19 protein-coding genes are annotated in these 20,113 nt (G+C 60.5%); 6 read left to right on the forward strand and 13 right to left on the reverse strand.

Annotation, left to right across the window (positions count from 1 at the left end; genetic code table 11):
- Positions 1-12 precede the first annotated feature (12 nt).
- From lnt to miaB, 5 genes are all read right to left on the reverse strand, one after another.
- Positions 13-1,536, reverse strand: a complete 1,524-nt coding sequence (gene lnt / locus GV818_RS11860; protein WP_161776658.1) for an apolipoprotein N-acyltransferase — start codon at positions 1,534-1,536, stop codon at positions 13-15.
- Positions 1,537-1,726: 190 nt separating this feature from the next.
- On the reverse strand, positions 1,727-2,566 hold the full coding sequence (locus GV818_RS11865; RefSeq protein ID WP_161756520.1) for an HlyC/CorC family transporter: 840 nt from the start codon (positions 2,564-2,566) through the stop codon (positions 1,727-1,729).
- Positions 2,567-2,608: 42 nt separating this feature from the next.
- Positions 2,609-3,067, reverse strand: a complete 459-nt coding sequence (gene ybeY / locus GV818_RS11870) for an rRNA maturation RNase YbeY (protein ID WP_161756519.1) — start codon at positions 3,065-3,067, stop codon at positions 2,609-2,611.
- Positions 3,060-4,079 (reverse strand): PhoH family protein, encoded by a 1,020-nt coding sequence (locus tag GV818_RS11875; RefSeq protein ID WP_161756518.1) that lies wholly within the window; start codon positions 4,077-4,079, stop codon positions 3,060-3,062. Before GV818_RS11875 ends, ybeY begins: the two co-directional genes overlap by 8 nt.
- A 184-nt stretch (positions 4,080-4,263) precedes the next feature.
- A complete protein-coding gene (miaB, locus tag GV818_RS11880) occupies positions 4,264-5,592 on the reverse strand; it encodes a tRNA (N6-isopentenyl adenosine(37)-C2)-methylthiotransferase MiaB (RefSeq protein ID WP_178124863.1) in 1,329 nt (442 codons plus the stop codon).
- Between the two features lie 134 nt (positions 5,593-5,726).
- Here miaB and GV818_RS11885 point away from each other — a divergent pair, with 134 nt between their 5' ends.
- Complete coding sequence (locus tag GV818_RS11885) at positions 5,727-6,053, forward strand: DUF1820 family protein (protein WP_007927079.1); 327 nt, start codon at positions 5,727-5,729, stop codon at positions 6,051-6,053.
- Positions 6,054-6,111: 58 nt separating this feature from the next.
- On the opposite strand, the gene GV818_RS11890 is transcribed toward GV818_RS11885, so the two are convergent.
- The 4 genes from GV818_RS11890 to GV818_RS11905 form a co-directional block, all read right to left on the reverse strand.
- Positions 6,112-6,666 (reverse strand): tetratricopeptide repeat protein, encoded by a 555-nt coding sequence (locus GV818_RS11890; protein ID WP_161756516.1) that lies wholly within the window; start codon positions 6,664-6,666, stop codon positions 6,112-6,114.
- A 221-nt stretch (positions 6,667-6,887) separates the two neighbouring features.
- Positions 6,888-8,171 (reverse strand): glutamate-1-semialdehyde 2,1-aminomutase, encoded by a 1,284-nt coding sequence (gene hemL / locus GV818_RS11895; RefSeq protein ID WP_161756515.1) that lies wholly within the window; start codon positions 8,169-8,171, stop codon positions 6,888-6,890.
- 33 nt (positions 8,172-8,204) lie between these two features.
- Positions 8,205-8,828 carry a thiamine phosphate synthase gene (gene thiE / locus GV818_RS11900; RefSeq protein WP_161756514.1) on the reverse strand — a complete coding sequence of 208 codons (624 nt, stop codon included), beginning with the start codon at positions 8,826-8,828 and terminating at the stop codon, positions 8,205-8,207.
- 18 nt (positions 8,829-8,846) lie between these two features.
- Positions 8,847-9,644, reverse strand: coding sequence for a hydroxymethylpyrimidine/phosphomethylpyrimidine kinase (locus GV818_RS11905; RefSeq protein ID WP_161756513.1), 798 nt, complete (start codon positions 9,642-9,644; stop codon positions 8,847-8,849).
- A 290-nt stretch (positions 9,645-9,934) separates the two neighbouring features.
- On the opposite strand from GV818_RS11905, the gene GV818_RS11910 reads away from it, so the two are divergent.
- The 4 genes from GV818_RS11910 (at position 9,935) to GV818_RS11925 (ending at position 16,288) form a co-directional block, all read left to right on the forward strand.
- Entirely contained in the window at positions 9,935-12,301 is a 2,367-nt protein-coding gene (locus GV818_RS11910) for a hybrid sensor histidine kinase/response regulator (protein WP_161776659.1), read from the forward strand.
- 74 nt (positions 12,302-12,375) lie between these two features.
- Positions 12,376-14,028: an acyl-CoA dehydrogenase family protein gene (locus GV818_RS11915; RefSeq protein WP_161776637.1), complete on the forward strand. Its 1,653-nt coding sequence runs from the start codon at positions 12,376-12,378 to the stop codon at positions 14,026-14,028.
- Between the two features lie 73 nt (positions 14,029-14,101).
- On the forward strand, positions 14,102-15,574 hold the full coding sequence (gene amn / locus GV818_RS11920) for an AMP nucleosidase (protein ID WP_178124864.1): 1,473 nt from the start codon (positions 14,102-14,104) through the stop codon (positions 15,572-15,574).
- Positions 15,575-15,721: 147 nt separating this feature from the next.
- Positions 15,722-16,288, forward strand: coding sequence for a pseudouridine synthase (locus GV818_RS11925; RefSeq protein ID WP_368668895.1), 567 nt, complete (start codon positions 15,722-15,724; stop codon positions 16,286-16,288).
- Here the strand turns inward: GV818_RS11925 and GV818_RS11930 are convergent.
- Both GV818_RS11930 and GV818_RS11935 read right to left on the reverse strand, forming a co-directional pair.
- Positions 16,283-16,492, reverse strand: a complete 210-nt coding sequence (locus GV818_RS11930) for a DUF2788 domain-containing protein (protein WP_161756509.1) — start codon at positions 16,490-16,492, stop codon at positions 16,283-16,285. The genes GV818_RS11925 and GV818_RS11930 overlap by 6 nt on opposite strands.
- 193 nt (positions 16,493-16,685) lie before the next feature.
- On the reverse strand, positions 16,686-17,165 hold the full coding sequence (locus tag GV818_RS11935; protein ID WP_161756508.1) for an Lrp/AsnC family transcriptional regulator: 480 nt from the start codon (positions 17,163-17,165) through the stop codon (positions 16,686-16,688).
- Between the two features lie 413 nt (positions 17,166-17,578).
- Here GV818_RS11935 and GV818_RS11940 point away from each other — a divergent pair, with 413 nt between their 5' ends.
- Positions 17,579-18,673, forward strand: a complete 1,095-nt coding sequence (locus tag GV818_RS11940) for a DUF6515 family protein (protein ID WP_161776638.1) — start codon at positions 17,579-17,581, stop codon at positions 18,671-18,673.
- Here the strand turns inward: GV818_RS11940 and GV818_RS11945 are convergent.
- Both GV818_RS11945 and GV818_RS11950 read right to left on the reverse strand, forming a co-directional pair.
- Positions 18,667-19,563, reverse strand: a complete 897-nt coding sequence (locus tag GV818_RS11945) for a cation diffusion facilitator family transporter (RefSeq protein WP_161776639.1) — start codon at positions 19,561-19,563, stop codon at positions 18,667-18,669. The genes GV818_RS11940 and GV818_RS11945 overlap by 7 nt on opposite strands.
- Positions 19,564-19,590: 27 nt before the next feature.
- The gene (locus GV818_RS11950) at positions 19,591-20,010 is read right to left on the reverse strand and encodes a polyribonucleotide nucleotidyltransferase (RefSeq protein WP_161756505.1); all 420 of its coding nucleotides are present in this window, start codon (positions 20,008-20,010) and stop codon (positions 19,591-19,593) included.
- Between the last annotated feature and the right edge of the window lie 103 nt (positions 20,011-20,113).

The raw sequence follows: 20,113 nt of genomic DNA on the forward strand, positions 1-20,113 counted from the left end.
CGACGAAGGCTTTTAGACGGTCTTGGCAATGCGACTGGCGAGCAGCGCCCAGCCAAACAGCAGCAAGCACAACACCGTCAGTGGCCATGAGCGCCATTGCAAGTAAGGTGTCAGGTTATGCATGGGCACCACTTCGCCGTACAGAATGCCTCGCTCGAATTGTGGGATCTGCACGGTGATCCTGCCGAACGGGTCGATCAGGCCGGTGACGCCATTGTTGGTGGCGCGGATCATCCAGCGCCCGGCTTCCAGGGCTCGCATCTGTGCCATCTGCAAATGCTGAAGAGGGCCGATGGAGGTGCCGAACCAGGTGTCGTTGCTGATGGTCAGTAGCAGGTCGCTGCGGGCTGAGAGGCTGGCGGCGAATTCGGGGTAGACCACTTCGTAGCAAATGAACGGTGCGATCTGATAGCCCTTGGCCTGCAACAGCGGTTGATCGGCGGGGCCGCGGGCAAAGTCCGACATTGGCAGGTTGAAGAAGTCGATCAGCCCGCGCAGCAGCTCCTGCAGGGGCACGTACTCGCCAAAGGGCACCAGTTTCTGTTTCAGGTAAGTGCCGTCACCTTCGCCGGTCACGGTGATGCCGTTGAAGTAGCGTTTCTCATGGTGTACCAACTGGCGTACCGGAACCCCGGTAATCAAGGCGGAATGGCGATCAGCGGCGAAGTTGCCCATCATCGTCAGGTAGCCCTCGGCGGACTCCTTGAGCACCGGGACTGCGGTTTCCGGCCAGACCAGCAAGTCCACACGCTTGCTGCTGAAACTCATGTCGCGGTACAGGGCCAGCTGAGCGTTGAGCTCCGCTGGGTCCCATTTCATGCTTTGTTCGATATTGCCCTGAATGGCAGCGACCGACAGAGGCTCTCCTGCAGGGCTGGTCCAGGCGTGGTCTTTCAGTGCCAGGCCCACTCCCCAAGGGGCAGCCAGCAGCAATAGGCCGGCAACGATAAAACCCTTGCGTCCGGCCTTGATCAGGCGTGGCAGGTTGTAAAGCAGCGCGGCGGTCATGGCCAAGGAGAAGGAAATAAGCCAGATGCCGCCCACTGGTGCGAGCCCGGCCAAGGGGCCGTCAAGTTGACTGTAGCCGGAATACAACCAGGGGAAGCCGGTGAGGAACCAGCCGCGAAATGCTTCCTGGCCCACCCATAGAGCAGCAAACGCCAGCGCGTCGGCCAGCGGCGCTTCGTTGCGCCGCAGCCAGCGAGCCCAAAGCCAGGCGGGCAAGGCAAAAAACCAGGCGATGGCGGCAATGAAGGCCAGCATCAGCAGGCCGGCGAGCAGCGCCGAAGCACCGCCATAGGTGTGGATGCTGACGTAGATCCAACTGGTACCGGCACCGAACAGGCCGAAGCCGAAGCACCAGCCACGGCCCAGGGCCTGACGAGGGGTCAGCTCACGCAGGCCGGCATAGAACAGGCCTACCGCCAGCAATGCCAAGAGCCAGATGTTGTAAGGAGCCAAGGCCAGGGTCGTGATGGCGCCGGCTGCAACGGCCAGCAGGTTGCCGGGCCAGCCGGGTCGGGTTGAGCGCTGCAAGAGGCGTTTCATCAGCTCTTTCCTGTTTCGTGCCGGGCAAGGCGCGAGGAGATGGGTTGGGTTGTTTCGGATGAGCGTCGAGTCACGCAGCGTCGTACCTTCAGTTCGCCCCCGAGGTTTATCGCCTGAGGCCGAGTGGGTGGCCTCAAAACGATAATCCTGTGCGGGAGAGGGCTGATGACCCCGGTCCTCAACGGGCGATGGGGGTCAGGCGCAGCAAGTGAATCCGCCGGCTGTCGGCGTTGAGAACGCGGAAGCGATAGGGGCCGATTTCGGTGATTTCGTTGCGTTTTGGCAAGTGGCCAAAGGCGCTCATTACCAGGCCGCCGACGGTATCGAATTCGTCATCGGAGAAATGGCTGTCGAAAAACTCGTTGAAGTTTTCGATCGGCGTCAGCGCCTTGATCAAAAAGTCGCCGCTGGGCAGAGGCTTGATGTAGCTGTCTTCCTCAACGTCGTGCTCGTCCTCGATGTCGCCGACAATCTGCTCCAGCACGTCCTCGATGGTCACCAGGCCCGCCACTCCGCCGTATTCGTCGATGACGATGGCCATATGGTTGTGATTGGCGCGGAACTCGCGCAACAACACGTTCAGGCGCTTGGACTCGGGGACGAAGGTTGCCGGGCGCAGCAGGTCCTTGATGTTGAAGCTGTCGCCGTTCTCCTTGAGGATCAGCGGCAGTAGGTCCTTGGCCAGCAGGACGCCCATCACGTCGTCATGGCTTTCGCCGATCACCGGGTAGCGCGAGTGCGCCGAATCGATGACCGCGGGCAGGAACTCCCGTGGGGTCTGGGTCGCCTTGATGCTGATCATCTGCGAGCGCGGAACCATGATGTCCCGGACTTGCAGGTCAGCGACCTGGATGGCGCCTTCGACGATGGCCAGCGCTTCGCTGTCCAGCAACTTGTTCTGATGGGCTTCGCGCAGCAGCTCCAGCAGCTCCTGACGGTTTTTCGGCTCATGGGCAAAAGCCTGGGTCAGTTTGCCCAGCCATGACTTTTGCCCGTTGCTCGATCGATCTTCGCTCATAGCGATTGCTCTGAATCCTTGGTTGTTACAGGTGGTTGTTGATCAGCTTTCGTCGTCTGCATACGGGTCTGGATGACCCAGTTCTGCAAGCAAAGTTCGTTCCAGTGCTTCCATTTCTTCGGCTTCGTCGTCATCTATATGGTCGTAGCCCAACAGATGCAAGCAGCCGTGAATCACCAGATGGGCCCAGTGGGCCTGAAGTTCCTTGCCTTGTTCGGCCGCTTCGCGCTCGACCACGGGAATGCAGATCACCAGGTCTCCCAGCAGTGGGATATCCAGCAGCTCATCCGGCACGTCCGCAGGAAATGACAGCACATTGGTGGCGTAATCTTTGTGGCGCCAGGTGTGGTTCAGCTCGCGGCCTTCGTCCTCGTCCACCAGGCGGATGGTCAACTCCGAATCAGCTGTGCGCTGGCGCAGGGCCAGCTCGCACCACTGGCGGAATTGTTCATCGCTGGGGGCCGGCTGTTGGCTGGCGCGCTGCAGGTCAAGCTCAAGCATCGTGACGATTGCCCCTGTTGGCAGAAGCCTTGGCGGCCTCGTCATCGGCCTGCAGCTCGAAGCGCTCGTAGGCTTCGACGATGCGTTGCACCAGCGGGTGGCGAACCACATCCTTGGGCATGAAGTGCGTGAAGCTAATACCAGGTACATCCTTGAGTACGTTGATCACCTGGCCCAGGCCCGACTTGGTGCCCTTGGGCAGGTCAACCTGGGTGATGTCGCCGGTGATCACCGCAGTGGAGCCGAAACCGATCCGGGTGAGGAACATTTTCATCTGTTCCACGGTGGTGTTCTGGCTTTCGTCGAGAATGATAAAGCTGTTGTTCAGCGTCCGGCCGCGCATGTAGGCCAGGGGCGCGATCTCGATGACTTGGCGCTCGATCAATTTGGCCACATATTCGAAGCCGAGCATTTCGTACAGCGCGTCATACAGTGGGCGCAGGTACGGGTCGATCTTCTGTGCCAGGTCGCCAGGCAGGAAGCCGAGCTTCTCGCCTGCCTCTACTGCTGGACGCACCAACAGGATGCGGCGCACCTGTTCGCGCTCCAGGGCATCCACGGCGCAGGCTACGGCCAGGTAGGTTTTTCCGGTACCGGCCGGGCCAATGCCGAAATTGATGTCGTTGCTGAGAATCTCTTTGACATAGCGCTGCTGATTCAAGCCGCGAGGGCGAATCATGCCCTTCTTGGTGCGCAGGGCTACGGCGGCGTCGGCCACTGAAGGATTTTCCAGCTGCTCCACGGCAGACTCCTGGAGGAACAGGTGCACCAGGTCCGGCGACAGCTCGGTGCCCTTGGTTTCCCGATAGAGACGGCGCAGGAGATTTTCCGCAGAGGTGGTGTGCTTGAGTTCGCCGATCAATTCGAATTGATTGCCGCGGTTGCGGATCTCGATCGTCAGGCGCTGCTCGATCAAGCGCAAATGCTCGTCGAATTGCCCGCACAGATTGGCGAAGCGGCGAGCCTCAAAGGGCTCGAGGATGAAGCGATGAGGTTCTATGGGTGCGTTCAAGGTTGTTTTTTAGCCGCCCAACGGCAATTAAGATGAATTCAAGGATAACGCCAGTGGCCTGGGTGCGAAAGCTCTTATGCGGAGCAATGGCTGTTGGTGCTTGTTCTGTTGCCGCAGGCTGGCCGCTGAAGGCGATCTTGCGAGGCCCTTCGCCGGCCAGCCCAGCCTCTACGTCAACCTGCTCTCACGATAGCAACGAGCCGCGCAGCGAGTGAGGCTGTGCCGAGTCGATGTGCACGTCGGCGAACTGGCCAATCAGTGTGGGATTGTCGCAGCGAAAGTTGACGATTCGGTTGTTCTCGGTTCGCCCCTGCAATTCACCCGGGTCTTTCTTGGAATAGTCGGTGACCAGGATACGCTGGGTGGAGCCCACCATTTGTCGGCTGATTTCGAAGCCCTGCTGGTTCAGGCGATGTTGCAGGGCGTTCAGGCGTTCCTTCTTCAGCGCTTCCGAAGTGTCATCGGTCAGGTCGGCGGCCGGTGTTCCTGGGCGCTGGCTGTAGACAAAGGAGTAGGAAAAGTCGAAACCGACATCTTCGATCAGCTTCATGGTCTGCTGGAAGTCTTTCTCCGTTTCCCCTGGGAAGCCAACGATGAAGTCCGAGCTGATGCAGATCCCAGGTACCGCGGCTCGCAGTTTGCGCAGCTTGGACTTGTATTCCAGGGCGGTGTGGTTGCGTTTCATCGCCGCCAGGATGCGGTCGGAGCCCGACTGCACCGGCAGGTGCAGATGCTTCACCAGTTCGGGTACTTCGGCATGGGCCTGGATCAGGCTGTCGGAGAACTCCAGTGGGTGCGAAGTGGTATAGCGAATCCGTTCGATACCGTCGACGGCGGCGACCACGCGGATCAGTTCGGCCAGGTCGGCCATGCGTCCATCGTGGGTCTGGCCGCGGTAGCCATTGACGTTCTGGCCCAGCAGGGTGACTTCACGGACGCCGTTTTCCGCCAGGTGGATGATCTCGGCGATCACGTCGTCAAACGGCCGGCTGACCTCTTCGCCGCGGGTGTAGGGCACTACGCAGAAGGTGCAGTACTTGCTGCAGCCTTCCATGACCGATACGTATGCACTCGGGCCATCGATACGAGGCTCTGGCAGGTGGTCGAATTTTTCGATTTCCGGGAACGAAACGTCCACTTGCGGCAGTTTGGTGACGCGCGCGGCGTCGATCATTTCCGGCAGGCGGTGCAGGGTCTGCGGGCCAAATACCACATCGACGTAAGGGGCACGGTCACGGATCGCTGCGCCTTCCTGGCTGGCCACGCAACCACCGACGGCAATCACCATTTCCGGATTGGCCTGCTTCAGTTCGCGCCAGCGTCCCAGTTGGGAGTACACCCGGTCCTGGGCTCGTTCACGTATCGAACAGGTGTTGAGCAGGATGACGTCCGCGTCTTCGGCGCGAGCGGTGACTTCCAAGACCTGATGTTCACCCAGCAGATCCACCATGCGCGAGCTGTCGTACTCGTTCATCTGGCAACCGTGGGTTTCGATGTAAAGCTTCTTGGCCATGGACGGGGTCATCAAGTGATTCAAAGAACCGCGCATTATAGGGGCCATGCCCGCAGGTTCCTAGCGCTGTGCATCAGGTAGCTATGCTATAGTTCGCGCCCTATTTTTATCTCCCGATGTGTTACCCGCCCACCATGACCAAACGCGAAGCTCCAATCTACAAGGTGATTTTCCTCAACCAGGGCCAGGTGTTCGAAATGTACGCCAAGCAGATCTATCAAAGTGATCTGTGGGGCTTTCTGGAAGTGGAAGAGTTCGTCTTTGGCGAGCGCACGCAAGTGGTCGTCGATCCGAGCGAAGAAAAGCTCAAGGCCCAGTTCGAAGGAGTGGTGCGCAGCTTTGTGCCGATGCATTCGATTGTGCGCATCGATGAGGTGGAGCGTTTGGGGACGCCGAAGATCAGCGAAGCGCGTGGCGTGAGCAACGTCATGCCGTTCCCGATGCCGATGCCTGAGAAATAAGCCTGGCTGGCGTCTTCTTGTAGGTGCTGGCATTACCAGCGAACCCTGCAAGGGTCGGTTATGGCAGGGGAGAAAAGGGCGAGCGCCCGTCTGCACTCTGCAGTTCCATCAGGTATTTACGGAAAATCTGTCCCAGCACCTGGGTAGCGACTTCCAGTTCGTCGCGCTGCATGTGCTCGGCGACTTCGTCGGCGGTGTCCAGAGCGTCTTCAGCACCGTTGACCGCAGCCATCTTCAGCACGATATAAGCCTGAACGTTATTGGCTGGCACGCCTTCACCGTGGAAGAACATGGTGCCGAGTTTGAATTGCGCCTGGGCATGGCCTTGCAACGAGGCCTTTTCGAAATAGCTCAGGGCCTGATTGAGGTCGCGCGCGGTACCTTTGCCTTCGTAGTAGAACTCACCCAACTCGTATTGCGCCTCAGCATCCCCTTCATCAGCCGCTTTCTGGCAGGCCGCGAGTGACTCGGCCTGGTCTTGTGCCTGAGGATCGAGGGTGCAGCGACCCAGCGCTGGGATCAACAACGAGTTGCCGCCTGCTTGTGCGTGCGCGAGCAGGGGCTGAAGGAGCAACAGGCAGCCCAATGTCAGGGCGCGGCCGGTGCGGTTCATGGGAATCGACTTACCTCTGAGGGGCGCGCGAACCCGGCGAGGGTTCCAATAAGCGCGCATTATGAAATAAGCAGGGCCAACCTTACAAAGTCTTTACTCGTTTTTCTGCTGCGTGGGCGCTATATCCGCAGGATTAGCCCGCATTTCCTGGTTTGAGGGTAGAAAAACTTGAGTAAAGAGCACGACTGGCGCGGTTGATTACCCCGCCAGTCGGACAGTGCTTACTTCAAAGCGGCAAACGCGCGCTCTGCGGCATCCAGGGTCAGCTGCAATTCAGTCTCGCCGTGGGCGATGGAAGTGAAGCCGGCCTCGAAGGCGCTAGGTGCCAGGTATACGCCACCTTCCAGCATCAAGTGGAAGAAGCGCTTGAACAGGTTGGCGTCGCTGGACATCACGTCGTCGAAGGTGACGATATCGTCGGCGCTGCTGAAGTACAGGCCGAACATGCCGCCTGCCTGAGTAGTGACAAACGGAATTCCTGCCGCGTCAGCGCGTTGCTGCAGGCCTTCCAGTAGTCGGCTGGTGTAGTCGCTCAGTTCGGCGTGAAAGCCCGGGCGGCTGATCAGGCGCAGGGTGGTCAGGCCCGCTGCCATGGCCAGCGGGTTGCCGGACAAAGTGCCAGCTTGATAGACCGGGCCCAGTGGCGCGATATGTTCCATGATCTTGCGTTTGCCGCCGAAGCAGCCCACTGGCATGCCGCCACCAATGATCTTGCCAAAAGTGGACAGGTCCGGAGTTACGCCGTAGTGAGCCTGGGCGCCGCCGAGGGCCACGCGGAAACCAGTCATCACTTCGTCGAAGATCAGCACCACGCCGTGCTGGTCGCACAAGCGACGCAAGCCTTCGAGGAAACCTGGAGCTGGTGGTACACAGTTCATGTTGCCGGCCACAGGCTCGACGATGATGCAGGCCACTTCCTGGCCGACTTCGGCGAGCATTTTTTCCACTGCGGCGATGTCGTTGAAGGGCAGGGTCAGGGTGTGTCTGGCGAAGGCCGCGGGCACTCCGGCGGAGCTCGGGACGCCTTGAGTCAGAGCACCGGAGCCGGCCTTGACCAGCAGGCTATCGGAGTGGCCGTGATAGCAACCTTCGAACTTGATGATGCTGTCGCGGCCAGTGAAACCACGGGCCAGTCGAATGGCGCTCATGGTGGCTTCAGTTCCGGAGCTGACCATGCGCACCATTTCCATGGACGGCACGATGGAGCACACCAGGTCGGCCATTTCGGTTTCCATGGCGGTCGGCGCGCCGTAGGAAAGGCCATGCTCAAGCTGCTTGCGCACCGCATCCAGCACGTCCGGATGGCTGTGGCCGAGGATCATCGGCCCCCAGGAACCGACATAGTCGACATAGCGCTTGTCGTCTTCGTCAGTCACGTAGGCACCTTCTGCATGCTTGAAGAACAGCGGGGTGCCGCCCACGCTCTTGAAGGCCCTGACCGGCGAATTGACGCCGCCGGGGATGTGTTTCTGAGCATTGGCAAATAGAGTTTCGGAACGAGACATGATTGGGCTCTCAAAAAATCAGCAGGTGGCTATTCAAAGATCGAACAAGGCGTTGAAGGCACGGGCGCGGCGAGTCACTTCTGCAGTGCTCTGGGCACCGAACAGGCCGTGGACCACCGCCAGCAGGTCGGCACCGTGGCTGACCAAGGGGGCGGCGTTGTCCAGGGTGATGCCGCCGATCACGCAGATCGGCAAGTGCAGGCTGGCCCGAGCCTGGTCCAGTAACTCAAGGGTGGCGGTGGGCGCGCCGGGCTTGGTCGTGGAGTTGAAGAAACGGCCGAAAGCGACATAGCTGGCGCCTTCCTTCGCCGCCTGCTCGGCCAACGACAACTGGCTATGGCAGGTGGCGCCGATGATCGCCTGGCGTCCCAGCAGGGCTCGCGCCGGAGTCAGGGGGCCGTCGGTCTGGCCCAGGTGTACGCCGGCACCGATGCGCGCGGCCAACTCGGCATCATCGTTGATGATCAGCCGAGTCTTGTAGCGCTCGCATAGGTTGAGCAGGGTTTCGGCTTCCCGCAGGCGGCGAGCCTGGTCGTCGCTTTTATCGCGGTACTGCAACAGGGTGACGCCGCCTTCCAGCGCCGCCTCCACATACTTCAGAAACTTGCCGGCCAACAGTTGGCTGTCGGTGATGGCGTATAGACCACGTAGTTTCATTAAGTGGACCTCATGACATTACGAGCAGAAATCCAATGGCAAGCGGCGCGGGACGAACTGGCCACGGCCCAGTTGCTCGGCATCGCGCAGGGTGCGCCAGGTGTAATCGAGGGCTGACTTCACCGCGCTGGCCAGGTGTTCACCTTGAGCCAGGCGGCCGGCCAAGGCGCTTGCCAGGGTACAGCCGGAGCCGTGGTAGCTGCCCGGTAGACGCTGGCAGGTGTAGGTTTCGCGCAGGCCATCACGGCTGTAAAGGCGATTGTGTACTTGGTGTTCATCACCGTGGCCGCCGGTGATCAGCAAGTGCTTGACGAACGGCAAGAGTTTTTCGGCGCATTGGTCGGCGCTGCCTTCAGGCAGTTCCGCAAGAATTCGGGCTTCAGGAAGGTTGGGGGTGGCAATGGTGGCCAGGGGCAGCAGGCGTTCGCGCATGGCGTAACCCACTTCATCCTTGCCCAGTCGACCGCCGCCGCCGGCGCGCAGCACCGGGTCGCAGACCAACGGTAGATGCGGGTGTGCCTGGAGCAACTCGACCACGGTGTCGACCATTTCCAGCGAGCCGAGCATGCCCAGCTTGACCGCGGCAACCGTGGAATCGTTGAGCACGGCATTGGCCTGGGCCAATACCCACTCGCGATCCAGGACGCGGAAATCGCTGACGTTGACCGTGTCCTGCACGGTCAGGGCGGTGACAGCCGGAGCTGCGTGACAACCCTGAGCCAGCAGGGCTTCGATATCTGCCTGCAGGCCGGCGCCACCACTGGGGTCGTGGCCGGAGAGACAGAGGACAACGGGGCGAGAGCTGTAGATATTCATGGGCGGCGAGCTTACCACCAAACGCTTTTTTTCGCGGCGCCCGGCGTGGAGTGGCGAGTGTTGCTTTCCTCTCGGCAATTATCTTGACCGAGGCAACAGCTCTAGCTCGCTGGATTGCGCTGAAAGGCCCGTTCTAGAGCCTTTAGACTAAAATTTTCAATGGTGCTCAATGGCCATCAGCGGCTATGCTAAAGTGCATTCAAATCAATAACAGGTCATGCCGGTATTACGTCTACTCAAAGGAAATGGGGGACTTCCTGACACCACCGGACAAGCCACGCTGGGGCTTTATGCGCTATTTGCTGATGTTGCTGTTGAGCTTGCCGATGCTGGCTGGCGCCGCCGAGTTTGACGAATTCACTCAACGCCTGCCTTTGGGGCGAGTGATGCAAGTCCTCGAAGATGCGAGTGGTGAGGCGACGATCGCCGATGTCAGTTCGCGGCCTTTGGCTGAACATTTCAAACCCCACGATAAAGACACACTCAATGCCGGTTATTCACGTTCGGCGTTCTGGTTGAAAATCGACCTCGATTACCGGCCTGCAAATCCGGCAGCGCAGCGCAGCTGGTTGCTCGAACTGGCCTATCCGCCGCTGGACCACCTGGACCTGTATGTCCCTGATGACGTAGGTGGTTATCGGCTGGCGGCGCGTACCGGCGATGCATTGCCATTCGACAGTCGGCAGATCCGCCAGAACAACTACCTGTTCAACCTGAATTTCTCCCCCCATGAACACAAGACCGTCTACCTGCGGCTGGCCAGCGAAGGCTCGATCCAGGCACCGGTGAGTCTCTGGTCCAGTACAGCCTATCTGGAAGCCCAACCCCTGCGGTTGTACGTGCTGGGGCTGATCTACGGGGTGTTGCTGGGGATGCTGGTGTACAACCTGTTCATCTACCTCAGCGTGCGCGACACCAGCTACCTCTACTACATTTTCTATATCGCCTCCTTTGGCCTTTATCAGCTGTCGGTGAATGGCGCGGCAGTGGAGTACTTCTGGCCGAACAGTCCCTGGTGGGCAAATGCCGCGACGCCATTCTTCATCGGCTCGGCGGGACTGTTTGGCAGTCAATTTGCCCGCAGTTTTTTACAGACTTCCCGTCACAGTCCCTGGGTTGACCGTGTGTTGCTGGCGCTGATGGTGTTCGGTGCACTGGTCATGGCTCTGTCGTTGATGACCAGCTATGCCCTGGCGTTGCGCCTGGCCACCACCCTGGCGTTGTTATTCACGGTGGTGATCTACGTGGCCGGTATCGTGACCTGGTGTCGAGGGTTACGGGTGGCGCGTTATTTCATCATTGCCTGGTCGGCCTTTCTCTTCGGAGGGGTGATCAACACGCTGATGGTGCTGGGTTACCTGCCCAACGTGTTCCTGACTATGTACGCCAGCCAGATCGGCTCGGCGATCGAGGTGGCGCTGCTGTCTTTGGCCCTGGCCGACCGGATCAACATGATGCGCGAGCAGCAGTCCCAGACTTTGCTGGAGGCGGGGCAAAAGCTCGAAGTGCTGAACCAGCAATTGGCTCACAGCAACCGCCTCAAGGACGAGTTCCTGGCCACTCTGACCCACGAACTGCGTACACCGATGAATGGTGTCATTGGTTCTCTGGAACTGATGCAGACCTTGGAACTGGACCCGGAGTTGGAGCAGTACCAGCAGACGGCGGCGGGTTCGGCGCGAGACATGATGCGCATGGTCAACGGCATTCTCACCTTGACCGAGCTGCAGGCCGGCAAGCTCAGCGCTCAGCGTCAGCCGTTCAGCCTGCGCTCGTTGCTGACCGCGCTGCAGACCCAGTTCGGTGCCAGCGCCGCTGCCAAGTCCCTGTCCTTTCACATTGACCTGAGCGCCGGGTTGCCCGACCGTTTGCAGGGCGATCGCTGCAAGCTCAGTCACTGCCTGGAGTGCCTGCTGGATAACGCCATCAAGTTCACCCCTTCCGGTGGAGTGGTGTTGCGGGTGCTGACAAGGTCGGTCTCGGCCGAGCGGGTCAGTCTGACCTTTGAGGTGATCGACAGTGGGATAGGTTTTGTCAATCTGGATGAGGCGACGCTTTATCAGCGGTTCTTCCAGCTCGATGGTTCCATGACGCGTGAATATGGTGGGTTGGGAATCGGTCTGGCGATCTGTCGGCAGTTGGTGGAGTTGCTGGGGGGGCAACTGACCCATGAGTCCACGCCTGGCCAGGGCAGTCGTTTCCGCTTGCAGGTGGAGTTCGACGCACAGGAACCGATTCCGCGGTTGCCGGGAGCTCTCCAGCGACGCGTACCTCAGGATTGCACGGTGCTCTTGGTGGACGACAACGACATTGATCAGTTGGTGGTGCGGGGCATGTTGCTCAAGCTGGGTTATCGGGTGCGCACCGCCGGCAGTTCCACTGATGCGTTGCAACTACTGGGACGTGAGCCTGTCAGTGCGGTACTGGTCGACGGCGAGATTTCCACGGCTCAACTGGAGGCGTTTCGCCTTCAGGCCCATGCGATGCCCGGTTATGCCCAGTTGCCGATCTTGTTGGCCTGTATTCCCGGAACGTCAGGGGCCACTGCGGGAGCAGGAGCCGATTATCTCGGCAAACCGGTGAAATTCGAGGTATTGCAGGCGCTGCTGTCGAAACGTGTTCTCTATGTCGAGCAGGGCGAAAGCGCCGATATTTAGGCGCGTATGCCACTTTGTTCGTTGTGGTGCGGGTGCTTAACTGGGGTCTTGGCACACCCTGAAGGAGCCCCGCAATGAACCTCCACCAGTTCGCTGAAACCCACGAAGTCACCAATCAGCCGCCTGCGTTGGACGGCGCCAACCTCTACCGAATCGACCTGCCGCTGCAACAGTGGATGCGGCGCTTCGATGCCGGCTGGGCCGAATCCCAGGTCGACGCCTATGGCGCACTGGCGGGTGGGCCATTGATGGCTGCGGGGTTCCTGGCCAATCAAAACAAGCCGGTATTTTCCAGTCATGATCGTTTTGGGCACCGTATCGACCTGGTGGAGTTTCATCCGGCTTATCATCAGTTGATGCAGGCGGCCATCGAAGGTGGCCTGACCTCGCTGCCCTGGACCAATCCGCAAGCGGGTGCCCATGTGGCCCGCGCCGCCATGACCTATCTGCACAGCCAGGCCGAGGCCGGCAGTGGTTGCCCACTGACCATGACCTTCGCCTGCGTGCCAGCGTTGAAACTGCAGCCGGATATTGCCGAACGCTGGTTGCCGAAGATCCTCGCCACCGAGTACGACCCGCGCAACGTTGGCATGCAGCACAAGGCCGGGCTGACCATCGGCATGGCCATGACCGAGAAGCAGGGGGGCACCGATGTTCGGGCCAACACCACCCGGGCCTATCCGGTAGGGGCTACTGGGCCGGGGCAGGCGTATGAACTGGTGGGGCACAAATGGTTCTGCTCGGCGCCGATGTGCGATGCGTTCCTGACCCTGGCCCAGACCGAAAAGGGCCTGACCTGCTTCCTCCTGCCCCGTCATCGCCCCGATGACACTCGCAACCAGTTCTATATCCAGCGCCTGAAGAACAAGCTCGGCAACGTATCCAATGCTTCCAGCGAGGTGGAGTTTCGCGGTGCCCTGGCCTGGATGATCGGTGAGGAGGGGCGTGGCGTGCCGACGATCATCGAGATGGTGGCCATGACCCGATTCGACTGCATGGTCGGCTCCAGCTCGCTGATGCGCCAGGCTCTCAGCCAGGCCAGCCATCATTGTGCCCATCGGCAGGTGGGTGGGCGTCTGCTCAGCGAGCAGCCGCTGATGCAGAACGTGCTGGCCGACCTGGCCCTGGAAAGCGAGGCGGCCTTGGCCCTGAGCATGCGTATGGGGCGAGCCCTGGATCATCAGGACGATGCCCAGGAAGCGAAGTTCTCCCGGCTGGTGACGGCGGTGGGCAAATACTGGATCTGCAAACGCGCCCCGGCAATGATCAACGAGGCCGCCGAGTGCATGGGCGGCGCCGGTTATGTTGAAGACAGTATTCTGCCGCGGCTGTACCGCGAGGCACCGGTGAATTCCACTTGGGAAGGTTCCGGCAATGTGCAGTGCCTGGACGTATTGCGGGCCCTGTCGAAAGAGCCGGGCGTGCTGGATGCCTTGTTTGCCGAACTGGGCGACGGTCATGGTGATCTGCGCCTGGCGGCGCATATCGTGGCGTTGAAAGACAGCTTCAAAGACACCGCCGACATTCAGTACCGCGCCCGCCAGTTGACCGAGGACATTGCACTGGGCCTGCAGGCCAAGCTGCTGCTGGAGGCTGGCAATGCGCTGGTCAGCGACGCCTTTATCGCCAGTCGCCTGGGTGGCCAGGGCGGACGGGTCTACGGCACCTTGCCTCGCGGGTTGGATGTTGCCGCTATCGTCGCTCGATCCACCCCCCAAGGCTTCTGATCCTTGATGAATCCGCTGTTCCCGTGGGACGGCGTTGCAGGCAAGATGAACGTCTGCAAGATCAGAACACAGGATGCTTATCGTGACCGAAGCTTTTATTGTCGTTCAAACCGCCGAGCAAGCCGTGGACCGGCTTGCTGCTTTGCATGAGCGGGCCACCACGGCGCTGAGTCAGGCACTCAAGCGTTATCTCAAGGATCGGGTCGAGCCGGATGCCGAGCAGCGAGCGCTGTTCCGCTACCCCGAACTGCGTTTGACTTATCAATGCCACGGTGAAGTCCCGCAGACCACCCGGGCTTACGCCAAGGTCCAGTTGCCGGGCACCTACAGCGTTACCGTCACGCATCCCGCGGCTTTTCGTAACTACCTGCTGGAGCAACTGGTTCCCCTGATGCACGACTTCACTGTAACGGTGGAGGTGGGCGTGAGTGAACAGAACATCCCTTATCCCTATATTGTCGAGCAGGGCGACGAGCTGGCAGGTTCCGGCGTGACCGCCGCCGCCCTGGCCCGGGTATTCCCGAGCACTGACCTGTCGGCTGCCACCGACGGCATTGCCGACGGCCTCTACGATTGGGAAAATACTCACCCGCTGCCGTTGGCTCTGTTCGATGCTGCACGAGTGGATTTCTCCCTGCGCCGGCTGGTGCACTACACCGGTAGCGACTGGCGCCACGTGCAGCCGTGGATCCTGCTGACCAACTATCACCGCTACGTTGACCAGTTCATCGTCCATGGCCTGGAGCAACTACGCAGCGATCCGCGTTTCGTGCGCATGGTCCTGCCCGGCAACGTGATCATTGAAAAGAGCATGGATCACGGTGAAGCCTCGGCGATTGCCGCTGGTGTGGTCTGGCACCGCTACCAGATGCCGGCCTATCACCTGCAGGCCAGCGATGGCCATGGCGTAACCTTGGTGAACATCGGCGTCGGCCCGTCCAATGCTAAGAACATCACCGATCACCTGGCGGTGTTGCGTCCCCACTGCTGGCTGATGATCGGCCACTGTGGTGGTCTGCGGCAATCACAGACTATCGGCGACTACGTACTGGCCCACGCCTACATGCGTCGTGATGGCATTCTCGATCGCGTGGTGCCGCCGAACATTCCGATCCCGGCGTTGGCCGAAGTCCAGCTTGCGTTGCAGCAGGCGGCGGCCAACGTGACCGGAGAAAAAGGCGAGCAACTGAAGAAGCGTCTGCGCACCGGTACGGTCCTGACCTACGACGATCGTAACTGGGAGTTGCGCTGGGCCGAGGAGCGTCCGCTGATCAACCTGTCGCGGGCTGTGGCGGTGGACATGGAAAGTGGCACCGTCGCTGCCCAGGGTTATCGCCTGCGAGTACCCTATGGCACCTTGCTGTGCGTTTCGGACAAGCCCCTGCACAGTGAAATCAAGTTGCCGGGCGCCGCCAATGCCTTCTATGAGCGGGCCGTCAGCCAGCACTTGAAGATCGGCATCGAGGCGGTGGACCTGATGCGCAGCGAACTCAACTCCCTGCACTCGCGCAAATTGCGCAGCTTCGACGAACCACCTTTCCGCTAAGCGTTTAATCCATGGTCATTTGGCGATCAGGCCACTAGCATTGTCGGTCCTGATCGCTGAATGTTCCTGGCTCCCATGTCCCGTCCGTCCCATCCCGCTTCCCGTCGTCCCGGCGCGAAGCCGTTTTCCGCATCTCCCTCCAAGCGCGTGGCCAAGGCGCCACCGGCGGAGCCGAAGCTGATCCTGTTCAACAAACCCTTCGATGTGCTGACTCAGTTCAGTGATGGCGAAGGCCGGGCGACGCTCAAGGACTTCATTGCGATCCCCGGCGTCTACCCGGCCGGTCGCCTGGACCGCGACAGCGAAGGGCTGCTGTTGTTAACCAATGATGGGCAGTTGCAGGCGCGCATCGCCGATCCCAAGCACAAGCTGGCCAAAACTTACTGGGTGCAAGTCGAAGGTGAACCCAGCGCTGAGCAGTTGCAGCGTTTGCGTGAGGGGGTGGAGCTGAATGACGGCATGACCTTGCCGGCTCAGGCTCGGCAGCTTGATGAGCCTGAACTGTGGCCACGCAACCCGCCGGTGCGATTTCGCAAGAGCGTACCCACCAGTTGGCTGGAGTTGGTGATTCGCGAGGGACGCAATCGGCAGGTGCGGCGCATGACGGCGGCGGTGGGCTTGCCGACCCTGCGACTGGTGCGGGTCAGGATCGGCGACTGGACCCTGGACGGTCTGGATCAGGGCCAGTGGAAGGAAGTTCCGGCGCGTTTATAGGGCGCCGGATTCGATCAGGCCAATCACCACGCTCTTGATGATGAAGGCGGCCACGCCCAGGCCCAGCACGAAGAACAGGATGAACGAGCCGAAACGCCCAGCCTTGGACTTCTTGGCCAAGTCCCAGACGATGAAGCCCATGAACAGGATCAGGATGCTGACCAGGCCGGTCATCATCCACTCTTCGAGTACTGCTGGGTCCATCGTTCATCTCCAGTGCAGGCAGGGTAAAAAATGCCGGGCGAGTATACGCCAAGCGACCCTTGCCAAGCATTGATCTGCGTGCGTTACGTCGCCACAGCCCAAGGAACTGGCTGGTCAGTGAAAGTACCCTGATGAGCAACACAGAGCTTGTGCGTCTCTTCGCCGGCAAGCCGGCTCCTACAAGAGAGGGGATTCAGTTACGCAGGTGGGTCAGTGGCAGTTCGGTGCTATTGAGCACCTGATTGAGCACGAAGCTCGAGCGTACGCTGGTCACGCCGTCGATACGGGTCAGATGGCCGAGCAGGAGCTTCTGGTAGTGGTCCATGTCCGGTACCACAACCTTGAGCTGGTAGTCGGCATCGACCCCGGTTACCAGGCTGCATTCCAGCACTTGGGGCAGGTTGCGGATCGCCGCTTCGAAGTTCTCGAAACGCTCCGGCGTGTGTCGGTCCATGCCGATCAGCACGTAGGCGGTCAGGCTCAGGCCGAGCATTTTGCGGTCCAGCAAGGCGACCTGGCGGGAAATGTAACCATCGTCCTCCAGTTGCTTGACCCGACGTGAACACGGCGACGGGGACAGGCCGATACGTTCGGCCAGCTCCTGGTTGGAGATGCGGGCGTCGCGTTGCAGTTCCGCCAAAATACTCAGGTCATAGCGGTCGAGTTTGCTCATCAATCAGGCCTTTGTCATAACTATTGCGGTTAATTATCTATCTTGAGTTAAAAATTGCGCAAGAGGTGTTTTTGCAAGCAATCTTCGCAATCCTCTGTCGCCGCCCCAGGCCTATTCTTATCACCAGAATCACTGCCCGGACATAGAGTCCACTGCGGCCCGCCGAATCAGGCCTGCCGCGGCCGCCAACCCCACAGGGTTGAGCCGGCCCCCGGGCTACACACTGTCCAGAAGACGGAGTGAGGTGAGCCGGCGTCAAAAGCGTCGAGCACGGACAAAATCTCAAAGGGTGGCCGACGGGCCGCCCTTTTTTATTGCCTGCGAAATAAGTCTCGTGACTGATAATCTCTAGCAGAACCGCCCCGGGCTTTTTCAGTCTTATGTACAGGCCCCAATCCGTAGTGAGGAATAGCATGAAGTCGCGCATCTGGCGTTTGGCAGGTGTTGGTTTGTTGTGCGTAAGCGTCACGGCCCAAGCGCTTGCCGAGGATCGGGACGAGAGACGACCTCCCCAGCAGGGAGCGCCTTCCGACGGGCAGCGAGAGCATCCCTCCGAGGGACGGGGAGAGCACAATCAGGGCCATCCAGCGAATGTCCCCAATCGTCCGCAACCCGCCCCTGCACCTGCACCTGCACCTGCACCGCCGCGTCCGCAGAATGAAATCATTCGTGGCGAGAACAGCCGTCAGTTCGAACACAATGGGCAGAATCCGGGAGGGCAATGGCAGAATCGCCCCCAGCACGATGCCAATCAGCAGAGCCGACCGGCACCGCAGCAACAGCCGCAACCTTCGCCAAGCCTGCCGATCCAGGGCCGGCCCGACACCGTGCGCCAGACTCAGGAGCCCCAGCGTGGCTACTATCAGGACATTCCTCGGCGCAACGACTACAACCAGCATTGGCAGGCCGGTGGTCCTGGTTCACGCCCAGACGACCATCGTTGGCCCGGTCGGCCTGACGGCCATGGCAATGGCTGGGGCCCGGGCCCGCAGTACCGTCCGGGTTATGTGATCGATCGTTTCCCCGAGCGTAACTACCGTGTTCCCTATCGTGGCCAGGATTACTTCTTCTCCGGTGGCTACTGGTATCGCCCACAAGGCACACGCTATGTGGTGGTGCATCCACCCTATGGGATTCGAGTCGGTTACCTGCCCGATTACGCACGGGAAATCTGGATCGGTAGCGCGCTGTTCTTCCTCGCTGCTGGGGCCTACTACACCTATGAGGCCGATACCCAGCAGTACTTGGTGGTGCAGCCACCGCAGGGGATGCCGGCACCGGACCAGCAGCAGAGCGGTAATGGCTACGATGTGCTGGCCTATCCGGTCAATGGTCAGTCGCCGCAGCAGATCGATCAGGATCGTTACGACTGTTATCGCTGGGCCGTACAGCAGAGTGGCTTCGATCCGGCCAACGTGTCCTACCAGCCGGCCCCCGAAGTGGTCCAGGCCTATCGTCAGGCTCAGGGCAACTGTCTGAGCTCGCGGGGCTATCAGGTGACTTACTGAGCCCTGGCGGCTTTGACCACTTCCTGCGGGTCGGCGTGCACCAGCACTTCGGCCTGCGGGTAGGCCTGATGGATCGCATCGGCAGCCTGATCGCTGATGCTGTGGGCCACCGACAGCGTCAGATCGCCGGGTAATTCCAGATGCAGCTGGACAAACCAGTGGCTGCCGGAAATCCGTGTGCGCAGGTCATGAGCGCCAAGCACCCCCGGCACACTGCACGCCAGCTCGAGCATGTGTTGGCTGACGTCCACTGGCAGCTCCTCGTCCATCAGCACCGAGAAACTCTCCCGGGCAATCTGGATGGCGCTCCAGAGGATATAGACGGCAATCCCCAGGCCGAACCAGGCATCCACTTGGTGCCAGCCGAAGGCGGCCAGCACCAGGGCCAGCAGAATGCTGCCGTTGAGCAGCATGTCGGAGCGGTAGTGCAGTGAGTCGGCCCGCACCGCATTGGAGCCGGTGATGCGGATCACCCGATGCTGCAGGGTCAGCAGCGCTGCCGTCAGTGCCAGCGACAGCACAATCACGCCGATGCTCAGCCATGGCGCCCCGACCGGTTCTGGATGGTTCAGGCGCTCGCTCGCCTGGAAGGCAATCAGGATTGCACTGCCGGCAATGAACAGGGCCTGGGCCATGCCCGCCAGGGATTCCGCCTTGCCGTGGCCATAACGGTGATCGTCATCGGCTGGGCGCAGGGCATAGTGCACCGCCAGCAGGTTGAGCAAGGAAGTGAAGCCGTCGAGCACCGAGTCAGTGAGCCCCGCCAACATGCTCACCGAGCCGCTGAGCCACCAGGCAATGGCCTTGGTCACAATCAGGATGCTCGCCACGGTGACTGAGGCACGAGTGGCCAGGCGCAATAGGCGAGCGTGTTCCGGGTTTCCGATCATCGACGGCGGTTTCCTTGAGCCGGGTTATCAGGCTGCAGGTTGCAGACCATACAGCGCCAGTTGTTGCACGCTGCCTTTGTGTTGGATGAGGCGTGGGTCATCCAGTGGGAAGCTGCCTCCCAGTTCACGCTCAAGAATCACCTGCAGTTTGCGGTTGTCGACTTTACCGTCGGCGCCGATGGCCTGCTGGAGTTTCTCCGGAGCGATCTGCGCGGTCTTGCCCGGCTCCAGGTAGATCGCTCCGGTGGCGAAGTCGACGCCAAAGGCAATCAGCCCCGGAATCACATAGAACAGCAAGCCCACGGCATCCAGCACCACGATTAGTGGATCGATCTTGCCGTCGATCTGGCCACGCCGGTCGGGAAAGAAGATCGAACCGCAGGCGGTGAGTTGGGTCAGCAGAGCGGTCACCAGAACGCCGCCAATGACACGGTGGGGAATACGCATGGATATCTCCTGGTAAGTACGAAAGCATAAAGGAATGGAGCGGGGTGTTGAGTCTTGTCGGTCAGCACTCAGACCATGATTAACCCCAGGCAGTTCGCCGTTA

Origin of the sequence: Pseudomonas sp. Fl4BN1, from assembly GCF_009908285.1 — a bacterium.
GTDB lineage: Bacteria > Pseudomonadota > Gammaproteobacteria > Pseudomonadales > Pseudomonadaceae > Aquipseudomonas.

Bases quoted from the DNA above. Each gene is read 5' to 3' on its own strand.
- GV818_RS11865 (WP_161756520.1), bottom strand. From the start codon at position 2,566: ATGAGCGAAGATCGATCGAGCAACGGGCAAAAGTCATGGCTGGGCAAA.
- ybeY (WP_161756519.1), bottom strand. From the start codon at position 3,067: ATGCTTGAGCTTGACCTGCAGCGCGCCAGCCAACAGCCGGCCCCCAGC.
- miaB (WP_178124863.1), bottom strand. From the start codon at position 5,592: ATGGCCAAGAAGCTTTACATCGAAACCCACGGTTGCCAGATGAACGAG.
- GV818_RS11885 (WP_007927079.1), top strand. From the start codon at position 5,727: ATGACCAAACGCGAAGCTCCAATCTACAAGGTGATTTTCCTCAACCAG.
- GV818_RS11890 (WP_161756516.1), bottom strand. From the start codon at position 6,666: ATGAACCGCACCGGCCGCGCCCTGACATTGGGCTGCCTGTTGCTCCTT.
- hemL (WP_161756515.1), bottom strand. From the start codon at position 8,171: ATGTCTCGTTCCGAAACTCTATTTGCCAATGCTCAGAAACACATCCCC.
- thiE (WP_161756514.1), bottom strand. From the start codon at position 8,828: ATGAAACTACGTGGTCTATACGCCATCACCGACAGCCAACTGTTGGCC.
- GV818_RS11905 (WP_161756513.1), bottom strand. From the start codon at position 9,644: ATGAATATCTACAGCTCTCGCCCCGTTGTCCTCTGTCTCTCCGGCCAC.
- GV818_RS11910 (WP_161776659.1), top strand. From the start codon at position 9,935: ATGCGCTATTTGCTGATGTTGCTGTTGAGCTTGCCGATGCTGGCTGGC.
- GV818_RS11915 (WP_161776637.1), top strand. From the start codon at position 12,376: ATGAACCTCCACCAGTTCGCTGAAACCCACGAAGTCACCAATCAGCCG.
- amn (WP_178124864.1), top strand. From the start codon at position 14,102: ATGCTTATCGTGACCGAAGCTTTTATTGTCGTTCAAACCGCCGAGCAA.
- GV818_RS11930 (WP_161756509.1), bottom strand. From the start codon at position 16,492: ATGGACCCAGCAGTACTCGAAGAGTGGATGATGACCGGCCTGGTCAGC.
- GV818_RS11935 (WP_161756508.1), bottom strand. From the start codon at position 17,165: ATGAGCAAACTCGACCGCTATGACCTGAGTATTTTGGCGGAACTGCAA.
- GV818_RS11940 (WP_161776638.1), top strand. From the start codon at position 17,579: ATGAAGTCGCGCATCTGGCGTTTGGCAGGTGTTGGTTTGTTGTGCGTA.
- GV818_RS11945 (WP_161776639.1), bottom strand. From the start codon at position 19,563: ATGATCGGAAACCCGGAACACGCTCGCCTATTGCGCCTGGCCACTCGT.
- GV818_RS11950 (WP_161756505.1), bottom strand. From the start codon at position 20,010: ATGCGTATTCCCCACCGTGTCATTGGCGGCGTTCTGGTGACCGCTCTG.